At 65.8% G+C, this 17,707-nt stretch carries 12 protein-coding genes and 1 pseudogene; 10 read left to right on the plus strand and 3 right to left on the minus strand.

From position 1 onward, the window contains the following. The 7 genes and pseudogenes from BMY12_RS20815 to BMY12_RS06995 form a co-directional block, all read left to right on the plus strand. Positions 1 to 1,080, plus strand: a pseudogene (locus BMY12_RS20815) (collagen-like protein); the annotation flags it as partial. Between the two features lie 5 nt (positions 1,081 to 1,085). Then, positions 1,086 to 3,866, plus strand: a complete 2,781-nt coding sequence (locus BMY12_RS06970; RefSeq protein WP_093283792.1) for an O-linked N-acetylglucosamine transferase family protein — start codon at positions 1,086 to 1,088, stop codon at positions 3,864 to 3,866. A gap of 453 nt (positions 3,867 to 4,319) precedes the next feature. Further along, a complete protein-coding gene (locus BMY12_RS06975; RefSeq protein WP_093283794.1) occupies positions 4,320 to 4,646 on the plus strand; it encodes a hypothetical protein in 327 nt (108 codons plus the stop codon). A 93-nt stretch (positions 4,647 to 4,739) separates the two neighbouring features. Then, positions 4,740 to 6,281, plus strand: coding sequence for a hypothetical protein (locus tag BMY12_RS06980; protein ID WP_143068875.1), 1,542 nt, complete (start codon positions 4,740 to 4,742; stop codon positions 6,279 to 6,281). 305 nt (positions 6,282 to 6,586) lie between these two features. After that, positions 6,587 to 7,366, plus strand: coding sequence for a hypothetical protein (locus BMY12_RS06985; RefSeq protein ID WP_143068876.1), 780 nt, complete (start codon positions 6,587 to 6,589; stop codon positions 7,364 to 7,366). 495 nt (positions 7,367 to 7,861) lie between these two features. Next, positions 7,862 to 10,045 (plus strand): DUF7948 domain-containing protein, encoded by a 2,184-nt coding sequence (locus BMY12_RS06990; RefSeq protein WP_177188886.1) that lies wholly within the window; start codon positions 7,862 to 7,864, stop codon positions 10,043 to 10,045. 84 nt (positions 10,046 to 10,129) lie between these two features. After that, on the plus strand, positions 10,130 to 11,233 hold the full coding sequence (locus BMY12_RS06995) for a tetratricopeptide repeat-containing glycosyltransferase (protein WP_218140114.1): 1,104 nt from the start codon (positions 10,130 to 10,132) through the stop codon (positions 11,231 to 11,233). A 172-nt stretch (positions 11,234 to 11,405) separates the two neighbouring features. Here the strand turns inward: BMY12_RS06995 and BMY12_RS07000 are convergent, their stop codons facing one another. The 3 genes from BMY12_RS07000 to BMY12_RS07010 are packed head-to-tail and all read right to left on the minus strand — an operon-like array spanning position 11,406 to position 12,957. Then, the gene (locus BMY12_RS07000) at positions 11,406 to 11,957 is read right to left on the minus strand and encodes a glutathione peroxidase (protein ID WP_093283804.1); all 552 of its coding nucleotides are present in this window, start codon (positions 11,955 to 11,957) and stop codon (positions 11,406 to 11,408) included. 59 nt (positions 11,958 to 12,016) lie between these two features. Then, positions 12,017 to 12,514: an AtaL-like protein gene (locus tag BMY12_RS07005; protein WP_177188887.1), complete on the minus strand. Its 498-nt coding sequence runs from the start codon at positions 12,512 to 12,514 to the stop codon at positions 12,017 to 12,019. Further along, complete coding sequence (locus tag BMY12_RS07010) at positions 12,511 to 12,957, minus strand: CoA-binding protein (protein ID WP_093283809.1); 447 nt, start codon at positions 12,955 to 12,957, stop codon at positions 12,511 to 12,513. Before BMY12_RS07010 ends, BMY12_RS07005 begins: the two co-directional genes overlap by 4 nt. A 101-nt stretch (positions 12,958 to 13,058) precedes the next feature. Here BMY12_RS07010 and BMY12_RS07015 point away from each other — a divergent pair, with 101 nt between their 5' ends. From BMY12_RS07015 to BMY12_RS07025, 3 genes are all read left to right on the plus strand, one after another. After that, complete coding sequence (locus BMY12_RS07015) at positions 13,059 to 13,289, plus strand: hypothetical protein (protein ID WP_093283811.1); 231 nt, start codon at positions 13,059 to 13,061, stop codon at positions 13,287 to 13,289. A gap of 9 nt (positions 13,290 to 13,298) precedes the next feature. Then, positions 13,299 to 14,939 carry an isovaleryl-CoA dehydrogenase gene (locus BMY12_RS07020; protein ID WP_093283814.1) on the plus strand — a complete coding sequence of 547 codons (1,641 nt, stop codon included), beginning with the start codon at positions 13,299 to 13,301 and terminating at the stop codon, positions 14,937 to 14,939. Between the two features lie 306 nt (positions 14,940 to 15,245). Next, on the plus strand, positions 15,246 to 17,693 hold the full coding sequence (locus BMY12_RS07025) for an efflux RND transporter permease subunit (protein ID WP_093283816.1): 2,448 nt from the start codon (positions 15,246 to 15,248) through the stop codon (positions 17,691 to 17,693). The last annotated feature ends 14 nt before the right edge of the window (positions 17,694 to 17,707 follow it).

The raw sequence follows: 17,707 nt of genomic DNA on the forward strand, positions 1-17,707 counted from the left end.
GGCACGGATGGCAACTGGACAGCGCTGGCGCAAGCCGGCGCGACGGGTGCAACGGGCGAAGCCGGCACGGCTGGCGCCACGGGTGCGACGGGCGCTACGGGCGAAGCCGGCACCGTTGGTGCCACCGGCGCTACGGGCGCCACGGGTGCAACCGGCGAACAGGGCATCCAGGGTGCGACGGGTGCCACCGGCCCGCAGGGCGTCACCGGCGCCACGGGCGAACAGGGCATTCAGGGCATTCAGGGCGTGACCGGGGCCACGGGCCCGCAGGGCATCACCGGTGCAACGGGTGCCACCGGCGGGCAAGGCATTCAAGGCGCCACGGGTCCCCAAGGGGCGACCGGCGCAACCGGAGCGCAGGGCGTCACCGGCGCCGCGGGGGCAACCGGCGCCACGGGAGCGCAAGGCATTCAGGGTGCTACGGGCGCAACCGGCGCCACAGGTGCCACCGGCGGCAGCGGCACGTCCACGCTCAACGGCAGCGGCGCGCCCTCGGCCAGCCTCGGCAGCGATGGGGATTTCTACGTCGATACCACCGACAAGGTGCTCTACGGCCCGAAGGCCAGCGGCACCTGGCCTACAACCGGCATTGCGCTCGGCGGCAGCAAGCCCAAGCTGCAGTTGTATGCCAAGCTGACCAACTCGACGAACATCCCGATCGGAAGCTCGCTTACGACTCCTCCAGTGCTGAGCTGGAACAGCACGGTCACAACGCCAGATGCCAGCGTTGCCACCTGGACAGATAGCGACGGCACCAGCGGTCCGGACACCTTCACGGTGGTGACGCCGGGCCTCTACCAGATCAACGTGCAGCTTGTGCATACCTTAGGCGGCGTGATTGCCATGCCGCTGGTCCAGGTCGGCTCCGGCCTGAACGACGGAGACGATATCTTCGGCGATGGCTTCAGTGGCGCCGCCGCTTTCCCGCTCGTCAACCGATCACGCGGCAGCGTTTCCACCACGCTGTATCTGAATACTGGTGATACGTTCCTGATCCGGGCCCAGAACAGCAGCATCAACCTCCCCCTTACGCTGAACTCGGATGGCACCTGCTTCATTCGGGTGGTCAAGCTGGACTGAGCCAGATGCGCGCGGGCGAGGACAGGGGCACGCCTTACCAGCGGGCACTGGCGCTGAGCCAGGCCGGCGAGTCGGCGGCCGCTCTCGCCCTGCTGCAGCCGGCCGTGCAGGCGCCGGACGCAGGCTTCGAGGCGCTGGCGCTGGCGGCGGCGCTTTGCGAGCAGCTGGACCGCCTCGACGAGGCCTTGCGGCTGTACGAGCGCCTGGCCGAGACCCGTCCCGGGCAGGCCAGCCTGTGCAACGCCATGGGCCGGGTCCGCGCGCAGCTGGGCCAGCCGGCGCAAGCCCTGGCCTTGTTCGACGCGGCGCTGGCACGGGAACCGCAGAACCCGGAGACGCTGTTCAACCGGGGCAACGCCCTGCGCCTGCTGCTGCGCCGCGAGGCGGCCATCGAGGCCTACCGCGCCGTGCTGCCGCTGCACGCCGAGTACGCCCGCCTGGCACTGGTGGAAATCGCGCGCCAGCAGCAGGCGCTGCTCGACTTCACGGCGGCGCGCATCAGCTACCTGCAGCTCTATCACGCCAGCGGCGGCACGCTGGATGCCATCGGCTTGCGGCTGGCCAACGAGCACCATATCTGGCCGCCCGATCCGGCCGGCATCGCCGCGCTGGCGCGCGAGCTGGGCGAGGATTACGTGTCCCGCCATCCAGCCGGCCTGCCGCCCTGCCCGGCGCGCCGAGCCGATGCGCGCCTGCGCATCGGCCTGGTGTCGGCCGATCTGTGGTCGCACCCCGTGGGTCACTTCATTCAAGCGCTGCTGGGTGCCAGCGCCGCGCGTGCGGCCGACTGGTTCGTCTATTCCAGCCGTGCAGCGCCGGCCGATGCGCTGACCGAAAGGCTGCGCACACACATGCAGGTCTGGCACGAGGTGGCCGGCTGGCCGGATGCGCGGCTTGCGCAGCAGATCCGCGAGGACGGCATCGATGTGCTGGTGGACCTGTCCGGCTATTCGGCCGGCCACCGCCTCGCCGCCTTCGCGGCGCGGCCGGCGCCGCTGCAGCTGAGCTGGCTGGGCTACCACGGCACCACCGGCCTGCCGTTCATCGATGCCGTGATCGCCGACCCGCAGTGCGTGCCGGAGGGCGAGTCGCATTTCTTCACCGAGCCGCTGCTGCGCCTGCCGCAGACGCGGCTCTGCTACACAGCACCTGCGGAGGCACCACCGATCTCGGCAGCGCCGGTGCTGCGCACGGGCCTTGTGACTTTCGGCTGCATGCAGCGCGCCTTCAAGCTCGGGCCGCAGGTGCTCGCGGCCTGGGCGCGGATCGCCGCCGCGCTGCCGGAGGCGCGCTGGGTGCTGGCACTGGGCGATCCGGAATCCGGCCCGGAGGAGCATGCGCGGCTGCGGCGCCGCTGTGCCGAGGCGGGCTTCACGCCTGCGCATCTGGAAATCCGTGGACTGCGTCCCACGGACGAATACCTGGCCGGCCATGCCGATGTCGATCTGCTGCTCGACACTTTCCCGTATCCGGGCGGCACGACGACCGCTGCGGCGCTGTGGATGGGCGTGCCGACGCTGACGCTGTCGGTGCCCGGCATGCTCGGCCGGCAGGGCGAGCAGATCCTGAAGGCCGCCGGCCTCGCGGATTGGGTCACTTACAGCATCGACGAATACGTGGCCCAGGCCATCGCGCGCGGGCGTGGCGCCGCGCAGGCCACCTGGACCGCGCAGCGCGGGACGATGCGCGAACGCCTGCGCGGCACGCCGATGTTCGATACCGAGCGCTTCGGCCGCGACTGGATGGCCGCCGTGCGCGGGCTCTGGCAGCAGCGTCATGGCGATGCCGAAGCCGAGGCGCGCCTGCCGTCGCGCGAGCGCGGGCCGCGCTTCGTGTTCTACGTGCCTGCCTGCGAGCATCCGTTCGGCGGCGTGAAGGTGATCTACGAGATGGTGGCGGCGCTCAACCGCCTAGGCTGGCGCGCGTTCACGCATACGCCGGCCGGCTCGAAGGCAGGCGAGTTCTGGTCGGTGAGCAAGCATGAGCTGGCGCACTGGCAAGCGGCATCGGGCGACATCGTGATCGCGCCCGAAGTGATGGACGCCACCTGGCTGCGCGCGGTCAAGGCGATGGGCGTGCCGCTCTGGCTCCTGGTGCAGAACTGGTCGTATGTGGGCAGCAGCTTCGTGCGCGATCCGCTCAGCAAGGGCCCGCTGTTCGACGGGGCGCTGGTGGTCTCGGACTCCAGCGAGGCCATCGTCCGCCGCTGTTTCCCGGAGCTGCCCTGCCTGCGCACGCCACCAGCCATCGCCGCGATTCCCGAAGCCGCCGCGGCGGCGCGCCCGGCCATCGCCTACATGCCACGCAAGCTGCCGGAACTGGCGCGCTGGCTGCGCGCGGTGTGGCCGCTGGCGTTTCCCGATCTGGCTGATGTGGCGTGGATCGAGATCGATGGTCTGCCGCATGCACAGGTGCTGGCGCAGCTGCAGCAGGCGCGCTACTTCGTGTCACTGCAAGCCAGCGAGGCGCTGGGACTGCCGGCCCTGGAGGCCATGTCGGCGGACTGCCTGGTGATCGGCTTCACCGGCATCGGCGGCCGTGAATATGCGCGAGCCGACAACGGCATCTGGCTGGATGAAGGCGATGGGCCCGCCTTGCTGGAGGCCTTGGGCGCAGCGCTGCGTGCGGAACGCCGGCAGCCCGGCGTCCACGACGCCATGCGCCGCGCCGGACGCCAGACCGCCGCACGCTACTCGCAGGCCGCACAGGACCAGGCGCTGCTGGCAGCGTTCACGCAGATCGAAGTGCGACAGCGCGAGCGCGAGGCGGCGCGCGTAGGCGCTTGATATATACAAACGAGTGTCGGCAATGCGCCGCAAAGGCACGCAGCGCAGACGTCGTTCGCGCCCAGGGCAGCATCGCTTGCATCGAGCTGTGCGCGTCACCTGAATGTATCAAGGCCAATGAAGCGCCTTACCGAGCTTGAGTTGCCGGCCGCGCAAGAACATCGCGCCTTTTTAGAAGCGGCAGGCACAAGATCCTGGATGAGCTTTGCATGACTTTGCCAGTGCGGCATGCCGGGCCGCTGTCCACTCCGCACTGTCCATGCTCCTTGCGCAATTGCTCGGAGTTTGCTCAGGACTCGCCCTTGCCTGGCCGCAACACTAAAGCCACACCGATGCCGCTCGCGCCTTTATCGGAGCAAGAGAAACGTCGGTCGCAGGATTGACGACTGTCGCGAATCGGGCGCGTCAATCAATCCCGCAGCTCATTCCAATCAACTTAAAAGGAGCTTTGCAATGGAAAAGAAAATCGGCGACAGCGATTTCCCCATGATGGTGTATGGCAGCATCGACAAGAACGGCAGGATAACCAGCGGCAGCAACTTCTCCTGTCACCGCGAGAGCAACGGCACGTATCGCATCGTTTTTTCATTGCCATTTTCCGAAGCTCCCGCCGTCGTCGGCAGCCAGACCAATTTCGGCAGCATGGGTGAGTCCACCTTGGACCAGATCACCTTTCCCTTCGTCTACAAGGATTCATGCACCGTCCTGACCGGAGGCAGCTCCGGCAGCGCCGAAGACCGCAGCTTCTCCTTTATCGCCCTCGGCCCCATGGGGCGATGACTGATCCGCAAGCTCCGCGCAAGGCCGTCAAAAAAATGCAGCGGCGTGTCCGGGCGGGCACGCCGCTGACCCTGATTAAATGGAGAACGCTCGATGCTCTCGTTCCGTGATTTGTACACCGCGTGCCAATCCCAGAAACTGGTCTTCTTTTCCGGAGTCGATGGCGATACGCCATCGCCAGCGCAGTGCGAAACCACCTATGAAGTTCGAATGGTGGAAGACGCACGCAATCTCACCATTCAGAAGTCGTATCGCGTCAGCTGCATGACGCGCGTCCGGGTTCCGGGCTCCGGCACGCAGCACCTGAATCCGAACTCCGGCGATGGCTTCAAGAACTATCCTTTGATGTTGAGCATTGCTTCGGCGATCAAGAATCTCGACGCCGGACAGTTCAAGCTGCTCGATTACTCGCCCAAGACGGTCAATACCGGCATTCAACTTTCGTCCGGCGAAAACTCGGGCAGCTCCAGCAGCTTCTCCCAGCAGCGATCGGTTGGCTCCAGCACGTCCTCCACCAACAGCTATGGTGTTGAGATGTCCCTAGGCGTGATGATGGGCGAGCCGATGGGGTCCGCGGGCGGCAACTTCAGCCACTCGAACACCAGAGAAGCCTCCAGCAGTCTGGCGAGCGGATTTGAATCCAACAAAAGCAGTGCCAGCTCCTCCGGCGCCGCGATGAGCATCAAGGACTGGGGTGGCTACGCATCGTCGGATCCGGCGTCCCTTGCGATGACCTGGATATTCGGTCAGGAGTATCCCTGGAATGGGATTCGTGACCGCTATACACGCGATACAACGGGTGACAAGGTGCGAATCGAGCTGCCTGATTTCGTAGCCAAGCGCCTGTTCGATACCTCCGACACGAACGCCGCGCAGCCGATTCCCTATCCACCATCCGAGCTCTCGTTATTTGGCATCGACTTCACCACGAAAGTGGAGTGGCTGGTACCGCTGAGCAGCTGCGTCGAAACATCCGGGCTGCTCATCGAGCATGGACTGGGATATACCCGAGGCAGCCACTACCGCTCCAACGGCATCTACACCGTTGCTGAAATGGACAGCACGCCCAGCCTGCTGTCGCTCGACTCCCCGTCACTGGATCTGATTCTCCTGGGGCTTGATCCGATCACGCTGTCCGATCCGGAAGGCACTGCGGTCATCGGCTTCTTCCGCAAGCAGTTTCTGGTGCCCCCCAGTCCGGGCGCCGTGGCGCGGATTGTCTCCAACGCCAACAATCTCTATGTCACTGCCACAGGATTCAGCGAGCCGATGCGGGCCACTGTCTCCGGCACGACCCGCGCCAGCCTGAAGATACAGTTCAAGATCGTCGATCCCTATCAGCCGTTCAACCTGAATCTGAAGCACTGGAAGAATTCCGGGTCTGGCTGCCGCCTGGATTTCAAGTTCAACGACGACGAAGACACCGTCGTGACCGTCTACGTCGATGCCAGGGAAGGTGAAGGCGGCACCGACAACACCCTGCAGATTCAGCTTCGCAACAATCAGTACGACTCGATCGACTATCACGATTACCTGCGTCTTGGCATGAATGAAATCGTGATGACCATTTCCCCGATCGGCGATTCCGCTGATCCGGCGGCTTATGAAATCAGGGCCCTCTCCATCACAGACTGATCTCCTTCAAGCCAGTCGACATGAGCAATGTAAGAAAAAAGCGTTCACCGAAGACCGCGTCCACAACACACCGCTCCCGTCCTACATCCGGCGCCACGGCGGCGCCGGCGCGGGTCTTTCAGGCTGCGCGAACGCCGAGATCCTTGCAAGCTTCTCGTGCAGGGCTTGCCAGACCCGTCGCCAAGGGCGTCGCGCCCAGGCAGGCCTTCTCCGGCACCCGCACCAATCGCTCAACGGCGCCGGCCCCCGCACCCGCCGGAGGCGGTCCCGGTGAGAAAGTCACTCACAGTGATCTTTCGAACCGCTTGAGCAAGGTCGGCGAAATGGCGGTTGAAGAAATGAGCTTGACGGCCAAGAGCGTACGGAGCCTGTCGGCGCGGCTGGGCAAGGTCGCGAATCCCGAAGGCCATACCGATGGTGAATGGGTGTCAGCCTTCAAGGCCCAGGGCTTTGAAGGCCGCTATCGAAAGGCGCAAGCGGGACAGGATGAACTGGTCTCCACCTCGTCCATCCGCGAGTTGGCCAGGGGCATGAGCAAGAAATTGAAGGATCGTGGCGCAGGCGAGCCCGCAGCGAAACTGCTGGATCGCGCCATCAACGAGCTTTCAAGAGTTCGCTTTCCCACCGGCATGTCCGGCTTTGCGACGCGTGATGCTTCGATGCAGCATCCAACAAGCCCCAAGCAGCCGGGCGCCTTCGCCCTCGCAAAGGGGGACGCAGGAAAGCTGCATTCACAACTGGATCTGGAGCGCCGGGCGAAGGTCACGGCGGCCATGGAGGCAGCCGTCGAGGACGGCGCCGATCTCGTCTCCATCATCGAAGCGGGACTGAAGGCGGGCATTGCCTACACGCTGGGCAATTTCACTGCGCCACTGGCGGCCAGCAATGTCAGGCCTTTCGCCAGAAGTACGACCGTCACCGCCGCCAACACGCAGACACGGATGCGCGAGAACCTGAAAAGGATATTCGTCGAGCTGGGAGGTCCGCAGCAGGCCGGTACCGATCACGCCATGAGCCGCCCCTGGGTGCGCAACGACACCGCGAGATCGGTCAGCCCGTTCCGAAACGGACCGCGGGGCAAGTAGACAGGCGGCCCGGTCGCCGAGCGGCTCGGCGACAGAATCGATCTGATCCGCCGATGCCGCAGGGCGCGTGCCCGGCGGCCGGGGCGCTCATCGGGCAGCGAGCCCCCATGCTCGGAGTTTGCTCAGGACTTCCCGCCCCCGGCCCGGCAGCATGGCCGGCATTGTCGGGGGACATCCGGGCTGGCCAGCCATGGCGGTCCGGCTCGGGGGACCGGAAGAGTCGGCGGGCAGGCGCTGGTATCAGGGATACAACTGCGCTGAGCCAGCAGACCACCGGCCGCACTTTTGGGGGAATCGCGGGTTCATGAAGCTCAACACATGTTTCGCGGCGGCTCGTGGCGCGGCCGCTTGCGGCGGGCGCGGCTGTCTGCCCGTTCCGGCACCGGACGCGCCAGCCCGGGGGCGGACACCGCCTCCGCCAAGCGCCGCACACCGTCTCGCGCGCTGAAGCCGCGCCGCACCTGCAATCAAAGAACTTTCGGAAGGACCACCGAAATGAACACGATCAAACTCTCTACCGTGCTGTGCCTGAGCCTGCTGCCGCTGTCGGCGGCGCTGGCCCATGTGACCCCGCCGTCCGCCGCATCGGCGCTGCAGCGCATCGACCAGCTGCCGCTGCGCTTCGAGCCGGGCGCGGACGCGCAGGCGGCGCGTTACGCGGCCTTCGGCACCGCTTATGCGCTGGAGCTGCAGGCCACCACGGCCACGCTCAAGCTCCGTCGCGACGGTGCGCCGCTGACCGTCCGCAGCCAGCTGCTGGGCGCCTCCGCCGCCGCCAGGCTGCAGCCTGAAGCGCCGCTGCCGGGCAAGAGCCATTACTTCACCGGCAGCCAGCCTTCGCAGTGGCGCCGCGAGGTGCCGCAGTACGCGCGGGTGCGGGCGCAGAACGTGTATCCCGGCATCGATCTGGTGTACTACGGCAATGGCCGCGAGCTGGAGTACGACTTCGTGCTGGCGCCCCAGGCCGATGCCAGCCGCATCGCGCTGGGCTACAGCGGCACGCAACGCCTGAGCCTGGATGCCGAGGGCAATCTGCTGCTGCACACCGCGCAGGGCACGATCACGCAGCATCGCCCGCTGGCGTATCAAACCGTCAACGGTGAGCGCCGCATCGTCGCCAGCCGTTACCAGCTCAGCAAGGCGGCGCCGCAGCGCGTGCGCATTGCGCTGGGCGCCTACGACCGCAGCCTGCCGCTGACCATCGATCCGGTGCTGAGCTATTCCAGCTATCTGGGCAATAACGCCGGGGCCAGCGCCGTGGTCGTGGATACCGCCGGCAACATCTACATCGCCGGTTCCACTTCCAGCGACTTCCCCACCAGCAGCGGCGCGGCGCAGACCAGCAGCGGCGGCGGCGTGCAGAACGCGTTCATCGCCAAGCTCAATCCCAGCGGCACCGCCCTGCTCTACGCCACTTATGTCGGCGGCAGCGGTTACGCGCTGGCCAAGGGCCTGGCGGTGGACAGCAGCGGCAACGCGTATCTGGCCGGTCTGGTCAACGGCAACTTCCCCACCACCGAGGGCGCGCTGCAGACCCGCTATGCCGGCGGCACTTCGGACGGCTTCGTCACCAAGCTCAGTGCCGACGGCAGCGCGCTGGTTTACTCCACCTATCTGGGCGGTACACGCAGCGGCATCGGCGCCATTGCCGTGGACAGCAGCGGCACGGCGTATCTGGCCGGCACGGTCGCCGAGGGCGGCAGCCTCGCGGTGAGCAAGAATGCCGCGCAGAGCGCCTACGGCGGCGGCAGCAGCGATGCCTTCGTCGCCACGCTCAATGCCGCCGGTTCGGCGCTGAGCTACGCCAGCTATCTGGGCGGTGCGGGCGAGGACTATGCGGTGGGCATCGGCCTGGACGCGGGCGATGTCTATATCGCCGGCAACACCACGGGCAGCTTCCCCGCCAGCAGCGGCGCGGCGCAGACCGCGTTCGGCGGCGGCGAGCAGGACGCCTTCGTCGCGGAATTCGATCCGGCCGCCGGCAATCTGGTCTATGCCTCTTATATGGGCGGCAGCGGTTATGACGGCGCCACCACGCTGGCGGTGGACAGCGGCGGCAATGCCGTGCTCGGCGGTTACACCACCGGCAGCCTGCCGGTGAAGAACGCCTACCAGAGCAGCTTCGGCGGTGGCGATACCGATGGCTTCGTCGCCAAGCTGGCGCTGGGCGGCGGCAGCCTGGTGTTCGCCAGCTATCTGGGCGGCTCGGGCTCGGATCAGATCAATGCCCTGGCGCTGGACAGCAGCAATCGCGTGTATGTGGCCGGCGACACCACCGGCAACTTCCCGCTCAAGGTGGCCACGCAATCCACTTACGGCGGCGGCAGCGATGATGCTTTCGTCGCGGTGTTCGCTGCCGCCGGCAACTCGCTGCTGTTCTCCAGCTATCTGGGCGGCAGCGCCGACGACACCGCCGAGGCGCTGGCGGTGGATGCCAACAGCGGCGTGTACGTGGTGGGCTCCACCACCGGCGGTTTTCCCACCACCGAGGGTGCGTACCAGACCAGCCTGAACGGCGCCAAGGCAGCCTTCGCCGTGAAGATCGCCTCGGCCACCGACGGCAGCAGCACGGATTCCAAGGGCACCTCGGGTGGCGGCGGTGGCGGCGGCCCGATGGCGCCGGGTCTGCTGCTGGGCCTGGCGGCGCTGGCCTTTGGCCGCCGCTGGCGGCGCGGCTGAGCCCTACGCGGTTTTGCCTTGCACCGTGCCGGCCTGCGCCGGCACGATTGTTTCGAGACCCCGCTGACGATTCCGCCATCGCCGATGAGCCGCAAGACCGTTTGCCTGAACATGATCGTGAAGAACGAGGCGCACGTGATCCGGCGCTGCCTCGAATCCGTGCTGCCGCTGATCGACAGCTGGCTGATCGTCGACACCGGCTCCAGCGACGGCACGCAGGCCCTCATCCGCGAGTATCTGAAGGATCTGCCGGGCGAGCTGGTGGAGCGCCCCTGGGTGGACTTCGCGCACAACCGCAGCGAGGCCATCGAGCTGGCGCGCGCACGCGCCGACTATCTGCTGTTCATCGATGCCGATGACTGCTTCCAGCTGGATGCGGGTTTCCGGATGCCGGTGCTGGACGCGCAGGCCTACGAAATCCAGATCGACTACGCCAGCATCAGTTACCGGCGCGTGGCCATGGTCAGCACCGCGCTGCCCTGGCGCTGGGAAGGCGTGATTCACGAATACCTGGAATGCGGGCAGCCCTGTACCCGTGCGCTGCTGCCGGGCGTGCGCATGAAGATCGTCGGCGGCGGCGGCCGCAGCCTGCAGGGCGCCGAGGAAAAATACCGCCGCGATGCCGAGGTGCTGGAGCGCGCCCTGCAGCGCGAGCCGGATCATCCGCGCTACACCTTCTATCTGGCGCAGAGCTATCGCGACTGCGGCGAGCTGGAGAAGAGCCTGAGCGTGTACCGGCGCCGCGCGCAGCTGGGCGGCTTTGCCGAGGAAGCCTTCTGCGCCCTGCTGGAAGCGGCGCGCCTGTGCCGCCGGCTGGGCCGCAGCAGCCGTGAAATCAGCGAAGCCTATCTGCAGGCTTACGATTACCGCCCCACGCGCGCCGAGTCCCTGGGCGAGCTGGCGGAGTACCACCGTCTGAACGGACCCCGCTGGCCGCTGGCGCAGCTCTACGCCAGAGCCGCCATCGCCATCGCGCAGCCCGATGATGTGCTGTTCGTGAGCGTGGAGTGGTACCAGTGGCGTGCGCTGGATGAATACGCCATCGCCAGCTACTGGATGGGCGACTACGAGGCCTGCCGTCAGAGCTGCGAATCCCTGCTCGGCGGCGGTCTGCTACCCGCCGCCCATCGCGAGCGGGTGCAGAAGAATCTGGGCTTTGCGCTGGACAAGCTCGCCGGACGGACCTAACAGCTTGCTGAAAAACGCCATCCTTGGCGTTTTTCAGGTCGCTACGGAAAAACGTGGTTTTCCTGCGCTCCCGGTAATCAAGCGCTTACGCGCTTGATTACCGTTGGCACCTCCATGTGCCAAGCACAGCATGCCGAAAACTCCGTTTTTTAAGCACGCGGCTAGGCGCCGCTCAGCCCTTGGCCAGCTCAGCCTCGATGGCCTGCACCAGCAGCGGCTCATCCGGCGCGGTGTCCGGCGCGAAGCGGCCCACCACCGCGCCGCTGCGGCTGATCAGGAACTTCTCGAAATTCCACAGCACATCGCTGGGGTTTTCCTGCTTGATGCCATAGCCGGCGAGCTTTTCACGGAAATCGCTGCCCGGCTTGTACTGCGCCTGCGGCTGCGCCGTGATCAGCTGCTGGTAGAGCGGATGGCGTGAGCCCGTCTTCACCGAAAGCTTGGCGAACAGCGGGAACTGCACCTTGAACCTGGTATCGCAGAAGCGCTTGATCTCTTCATGCGTGCCCGGCTCCTGCGCGCCGAAGTCATTGCAGGGAAAGCCCAGCACTTCCAGACCCTGGCCGCGATATTTCTCGTAGGCCGCTTCCAGGCCGGCGTACTGCGGCGTGAGGCCGCAGGCCGAGGCCACGTTCACGATCAGCAGCACCTTGCCGCGATACGCCGCGAGCGTGGCGGCAGCACCGTCGATGGTCTGCAGGGGAATGTCATATAGCGCGGTCATGGTGCATCGCTCCCGGAAATATTGTGGCCTGCTGATCCGCAGTGTAGCGACTGCATTCTTCAGTGCGCGTCCAGCACGCCGCTGGCGGCGAGCTGACGGATGCGGAACACGGTGTCCTCGTCGGCATGGCGGTAAGCGCTGCGCACCATATCGCCCAGCGGATTGTCGGCGCGATGATCCTGCGACTGCGCCTCGTAACTGAAGCGCACGAACAGACGCTGCGGCGCGGGTTCTTCGATGCGCATGACCAGTTCAAAGCGATTGCCCGATTCGGAATCCTGCACCTCGTAGCGCACCGCCTCGTCGCCTTCAAAGTGCACGATGTCGCGCACCTCATAGCTGCCGAAACGCAGGCTGCGGCGCAGCTGGCCGTTTTCCAGGTTCTCGATCAGCGCTTCGTCCAGCCAGGGAATGAACAGCTTGGGCGCCTGCGCACGCAGCCACAGGCCGCGCCAGAGCTGTTCGCGACTCAAGGCTTCGATGCGCACGTCGGCGGGATCATTGATCTGCACCAGATGCTCGAAGCGCAGGGCCTGTGCCTCGGCCGCCGCGCTCACGTCATGGCCCCCAGCAGGCGGCGATGCTCCACCATCAGGCAGCGGTCCTGCACCACATCGATGCCGGCCGCGCGCAGGCGCGCCGCGAAATCATCGTCGCGGATTCCCAGCTGCAGCCACACCGCCCGCGGCCGCTTGGCGAGAATATCGTCCAGGTGCCCGGCCAGATCCTGCGGGCGACGGAAGACGTCGAGCAGATCGATCTCGCCGGGAATGTCCACCAGCCGCCGGTACACCGGCTCGCCGAGTATGCGCGTGACCTCCGGGTAGTAGACCGGCACCGGCACCAGCTGGAGTCCGGCCTGCTGCAGATAGCGGGGCACGTAAAATGCCGGCTGCGCCGCCTGGCCTTCGGTCTTGATCCCCAGCACCGCGACGCGATGCACGCCGCGCAGCAGCGTGCGCAAATCGGCGTCCTGGGCCGGGTCCGGCGTGTCGCTCATGGTTTCTCCTCTTTACCGTGAACGCATCCTGCCGTCGGGCGCGACTGCGATGCAAGCCAGGGCGCGCTATGCTCGCCAACAACAGTCTGTGGAGAGCGCCGATGAGCGAAGAGAAATGCCCGTTCGATTTCAACTTCAACCCCGCCAGCTTCAAGGTCGGCGATACCGTCAGCTATCGCGTGCCCAAGCTCGGCGACTGGCCTTTCGCCGCCACCATCAAGGCGGTGCACGAGGACCACATCGAGATCGTCGATCCCAGCCAGCCGGAGAAAGTGATGCGCGCCTCGCGCGTCAGCCGGCCGGTGGTGGCCGACGAAGACGCATTGAGCTGAGGCAAGGTCATGAGCTTCGCCGATCAATTCCGCACCCACGCCGTCGAAAACCAGGCGCCGCCGCTGGGCGAGTACAACGCTTTCGAAACCGACGCGTCGCTGTGCGAGGCCGTGGCCCGCGAGGGCGGCGGCTGGGCGCAGTCACATCTGCATGAATACGGCGCGGTGGCCGGTGGCGAGCTGATGGCGCTGGGCTACACCGCCAACGAGAACAAGCCCAGGCTGAAAAGCTTCGACCGCTACGGCAACCGCATCGACGAAGTGGAGTTTCATCCCAGCTATCACCGCGTGATGCAGCTGGGCATGGCCTACGGCGTGCACGCCTATGCCTGGCGTCATGCCGGCAAGCCCGGCGCGCATGTGGCCCGTGCGGCCCTGGCCTTTCTGCACAATCAGGCCGAAGCCGGCACGGCCTGCCCGCTGACCATGACGCATTCGGCGGCGGCGGCGCTGCAGCACGCACCGGCGCTGGCCGCGCAGTGGCAGCCGCGCATTCATTCCTATGAATACGATCCGCGCGTGCTGCCGGCGGCGCAGAAGCGCGGCTGCACCATGGGCATGGGCATGACCGAAAAGCAGGGCGGCTCGGACGTGCGCAGCAACAGCACGCGCGCTTATGCGCTGGGCGACGGCAGCTACGAGCTGGTCGGTCACAAATGGTTTTTCTCGGCGCCGATGTGCGACGCCTGGCTGGTGCTCGCCAATACCGATGCCGGCCTGAGCTGCTTTCTCACACCCAAGATTCTCGACGACGGCAGCCGCAATGCGATCCGCGTGCAGCGCCTGAAAGACAAGCTCGGCGACTGGAGCAATGCCTCCAGCGAAGTCGAGTTCCTCGGCGCCTGGGCGCAGCCGGTGGGCGGTGATGGCCGCGGCGTGGCGACGATTCTGGAAATGGTGGCGCTCACGCGCCTGGACTGCTGCATCGGCTCGGCGAGCCTGATGCGTCAGGCCCTGGTGCAGGCGCTGCATCATGCGCGGCACCGCAAGGCTTTCGGCAAGCGGCTCATCGAGCAGCCGCTGATGCAGAACGTGCTCGCGGATCTGGCGCTGGAGAGCGAAGCGGCCACCGCACTCACCTTTCGCATCGCGCGGGCCGTGGATGCTTCCAGGCGCGATGCACAGGAAGCCGCGTTCGCGCGTCTGGCCACTGCCATCGGCAAGTACTGGATCTGCAAGCGCTGCCCGGGCTTCGTCAACGAGGCGCAGGAATGTCTGGGCGGCGCCGGCTATGTGGAAGAAACCAATCTGCCGCGCCTCTACCGTCAGGCGCCGCTGAATTCGATCTGGGAAGGCAGCGGCAATATCCAGTGTCTGGATGTGCTGCGCGCACTGAACAAGGAAGAAGGCACGCGCGAGGCGCTGTTTGCCGAGCTGCAGTCGGTGCGCGGTGCGCATCGCGAACTGGACCGCGAAATCCTCCGGCTGCAGGCGGCGCTGGACGATCGTGCCACGCTGGAGCTGCGCTCGCGGCGCATCGTCGAACGCATGGCGCTGGCACTGCAGGCCGCGATACTGCTGCGCGCCGATAGCCCTTCCGCCGCGCTCTGGTGCGACAGCCGCCTCGGCGGCGAACATGGCCTGCAATACGGCACGCTACCCGCGGATGCCGCCTGCGCAACGCTGATCCAGCGTGCATTTTCCGTTTGAACCCGCCTGTTCGCCGCCCTGGCACTGCGGCACTCAAACTACCCGTTAGTGTAGTGCCTGCCCGCAATAGGCCTCCTAGACTGCTACTCAAGCGATTGCGCCCAGAAGCGCAACGAACTTGAACCAGCCGCTGCCATCTCGATGGCCAGGCGCCCGGTCTTGAATTATTAAATGAGGAGGCAGCTTTGTACCCAAGGCACGCTGATCGCGTGTGGCCGAGCGTTGGGCTTGGCGCGCGCTTTGTTCCGCAATCGTCGCGACGCCGCGCGCGCTGCGATTCCGCTCCCTTTCGCCTGAGCTAATCGCATGTACTCGCTTCGTTTTCGCATTGCCCGCTGGGTGATGGCGCACCGGCTTGCCTCGTGGCTGGTGTTTGCGGTGATCACGGCTGGATTTGCGGCGGGCCTGCCGCAGGTGCAGCTCAAGACGATCTTCTCGGACCTGCTGCCCAAGGACGATCCCTTCGTGCAGGTGTTCAAGGATCATCCCAACTTCGGCAATCCGCTGACCATGACCATCATGGTCAAGCGCAAGAGCGGGGATATCTATAACGCCGAGACGCTGAACAAGGTCTGGAAGCTGACCCGCGATGTGGACCTCGCGCCCGGCGTGGACCACGACCAGATTCTCTCGATTGCCACGGAAAAGGCGCGCTACGCCGAGGCCACGCCCTTTGGCATCGACATGCGTCCGCTGATGGAAGACCGCGTGCCTGCCACGCCCGAGGAGCTGGCGGACTTTCGCGGGCGCGTGGACAAGTCGCCCAATGCGCGCACCTTCCTGATCTCCGGCGATGCCAGCGCCACGCTGATCAACGCCACCTTCATCGAGCAGCGCCTGGATTACGGCACGGCTTTCCAGTACGTGCACGATCTGGTGGAGAAAGCCCGCGACGCCGACCACGAAATCTATCTGGCCGGCCAGCCCGCGCTCACCGGCTGGGTCTACAAGTACCAGTCGCAGATGTTCGGCATCTTCGCCGTCACGCTCGGCGCCCTGGTGCTGTCGCTGCTGTTCTACATGCGCAATATCGTCGGCGTGGTCACGCCCCTGGTCACCAGTGCGGTGGCGGCGATCTGGGGCTTTGGTCTGACCGGCTGGCTCAAGTCGCCCATCGAGCCGCTGCTGATGATCGTGCCGCTGCTGCTGGTGGCGCGTTCCTTCTCGCACTGCGTGCAGTTCACCGAGCGCTACTACGAGGTCTACTCGCATGTGCGCGACCGCGTCAAAGCCGCGGAAATCACCATGGGCGTGATGATGGCGCCTTCGGTACTGGGCATCTTCACCGATATCGTCGGTGTGTTCCTGATTGCCATCGCGCCGATTCCGGCCATGGAGCGCTTCGCGCTGTTCTGCGGCTTCTGGTGCATCTGGCTGATTCCCACCGGCGTGGTGCTGATCTCGCTGCTGCTGGCGTCGCTGCCGCCGCCGGACAATGTCGATCGCCTGGTGGGCCGCGAGGGTCGCAGCTCGGCCTTCCAGAATGCCTTCCAGGCCCTGCTGCGCCGGGTGTCTTATCTGTCCTACGGCAAGCCGGCGCGCATCACCACGGTGGTCTTTGCCGTCATCGGCGTGTTTGCGGTCTACACCGCGCTGCAGATCCGCATCGGCAATCCGGTGGAGGGCAGCAATCTGCTCTGGCCGGAGTCGGAATACAACGAGGCGATCCGCCAGATCAACCGTCATTTCCCGGGCGTGAACACCCTGGAGATCGTGCTGGAGCCGAAGATCGCCAACAACCCCAACCGGGTCGCGCGTCAGGCCGATACGGTGATGACCATGTTCCGTCTGCAGCGTGAGCTGGAGCATGACGCGGCGGCGCCGCGCGCGACGCTGTCCTTCGGCGATTACCTGATGGAGGGCAATCGTCTGTTTGCCGGCGGCAATCCCAAGTGGCTGGTGCTGGACCCGGACAACGAGGCGGTCAATGCCGCCGCCATTGCCGTGACGCTCGGTTCCAGCACCAAGGCCTTTGCCAACGTCATCGATTTCAACATGCAGAACTCGACGGTGTCGGCCTGGTACAAGGACAACAAGCAGGAGACCGTCGATGCCGCGCTGGCTTCGGCGCGCGCGGCGGTGGCCAAGGTCGGCATCGATCACAAGGATTTCATCGTGCGTCTGGGCACCGGCACCATCGCCCTGCAGCAGGCCATGAACAATGTGGTCAAGCGTTATCACTGGGTGATCATCGGCCTGCTCAATCTGGTGATTCTGGCCGGCTGCTCGCTGGCCTATCGCTCGCTGGTCGCCGGTCTGATCCTGCTGATTCCGGTGAATCTGTCGAACTTCATTCTCAATGCCAGCATGCATCTGCTCGGCATCGGCCTGGACATCAACTCGCTGATGGTCGCCGCCATCGGTGTCGGCGTCGGCATCGACTACGGCATCTATCTGCTCTCGCGCATCTGCGAGGAGTATCACGCCCAGGAGCAGGACTGGGGCCGCGCCATCACCGCCTCGCTCACCACCACCGGCAAGGCCATCATGTTCACCGCCACCATCATGCTGCTGGCGATCCTGCCCTGGTATTTCCTCTCCGGCCTGAAGTTCATGGCCGACATGGGCCTGCTGCTGGTGCTCACCATGCTCATCAACATGGTCCTCGCACTCGTGGTCCTGCCCCTGCTCGTCTGGCTCGTAAAACCACGATTCGTCGGCCGCAAGGACCTCATCGTCGGTGAGGGCGTCGATCTCTCCCAGTTCACCGCCAGCGACGATGCCCTCCAGCCCGAACTGGCCGTGGCCAAGTGAAGGTGATGAAGCTC

This window comes from Solimonas aquatica, from assembly GCF_900111015.1.
GTDB classification, from domain to species: Bacteria; Pseudomonadota; Gammaproteobacteria; order Nevskiales; family Nevskiaceae; genus Solimonas; species Solimonas aquatica.

Coding starts and splice junctions, on each gene's coding strand:
- BMY12_RS06970 (WP_093283792.1), top strand. CDS start 1,086: ATGCGCGCGGGCGAGGACAGGGGCACGCCTTACCAGCGGGCACTGGCG.
- BMY12_RS06990 (WP_177188886.1), top strand. CDS start 7,862: ATGAACACGATCAAACTCTCTACCGTGCTGTGCCTGAGCCTGCTGCCG.
- BMY12_RS07020 (WP_093283814.1), top strand. CDS start 13,299: ATGAGCTTCGCCGATCAATTCCGCACCCACGCCGTCGAAAACCAGGCG.
- BMY12_RS06995 (WP_218140114.1), top strand. CDS start 10,130: ATGAGCCGCAAGACCGTTTGCCTGAACATGATCGTGAAGAACGAGGCG.
- BMY12_RS07015 (WP_093283811.1), top strand. CDS start 13,059: ATGAGCGAAGAGAAATGCCCGTTCGATTTCAACTTCAACCCCGCCAGC.
- BMY12_RS06975 (WP_093283794.1), top strand. CDS start 4,320: ATGGAAAAGAAAATCGGCGACAGCGATTTCCCCATGATGGTGTATGGC.
- BMY12_RS07000 (WP_093283804.1), bottom strand. CDS start 11,957: ATGACCGCGCTATATGACATTCCCCTGCAGACCATCGACGGTGCTGCC.
- BMY12_RS06980 (WP_143068875.1), top strand. CDS start 4,740: ATGCTCTCGTTCCGTGATTTGTACACCGCGTGCCAATCCCAGAAACTG.
- BMY12_RS07025 (WP_093283816.1), top strand. CDS start 15,246: ATGTACTCGCTTCGTTTTCGCATTGCCCGCTGGGTGATGGCGCACCGG.
- BMY12_RS07010 (WP_093283809.1), bottom strand. CDS start 12,957: ATGAGCGACACGCCGGACCCGGCCCAGGACGCCGATTTGCGCACGCTG.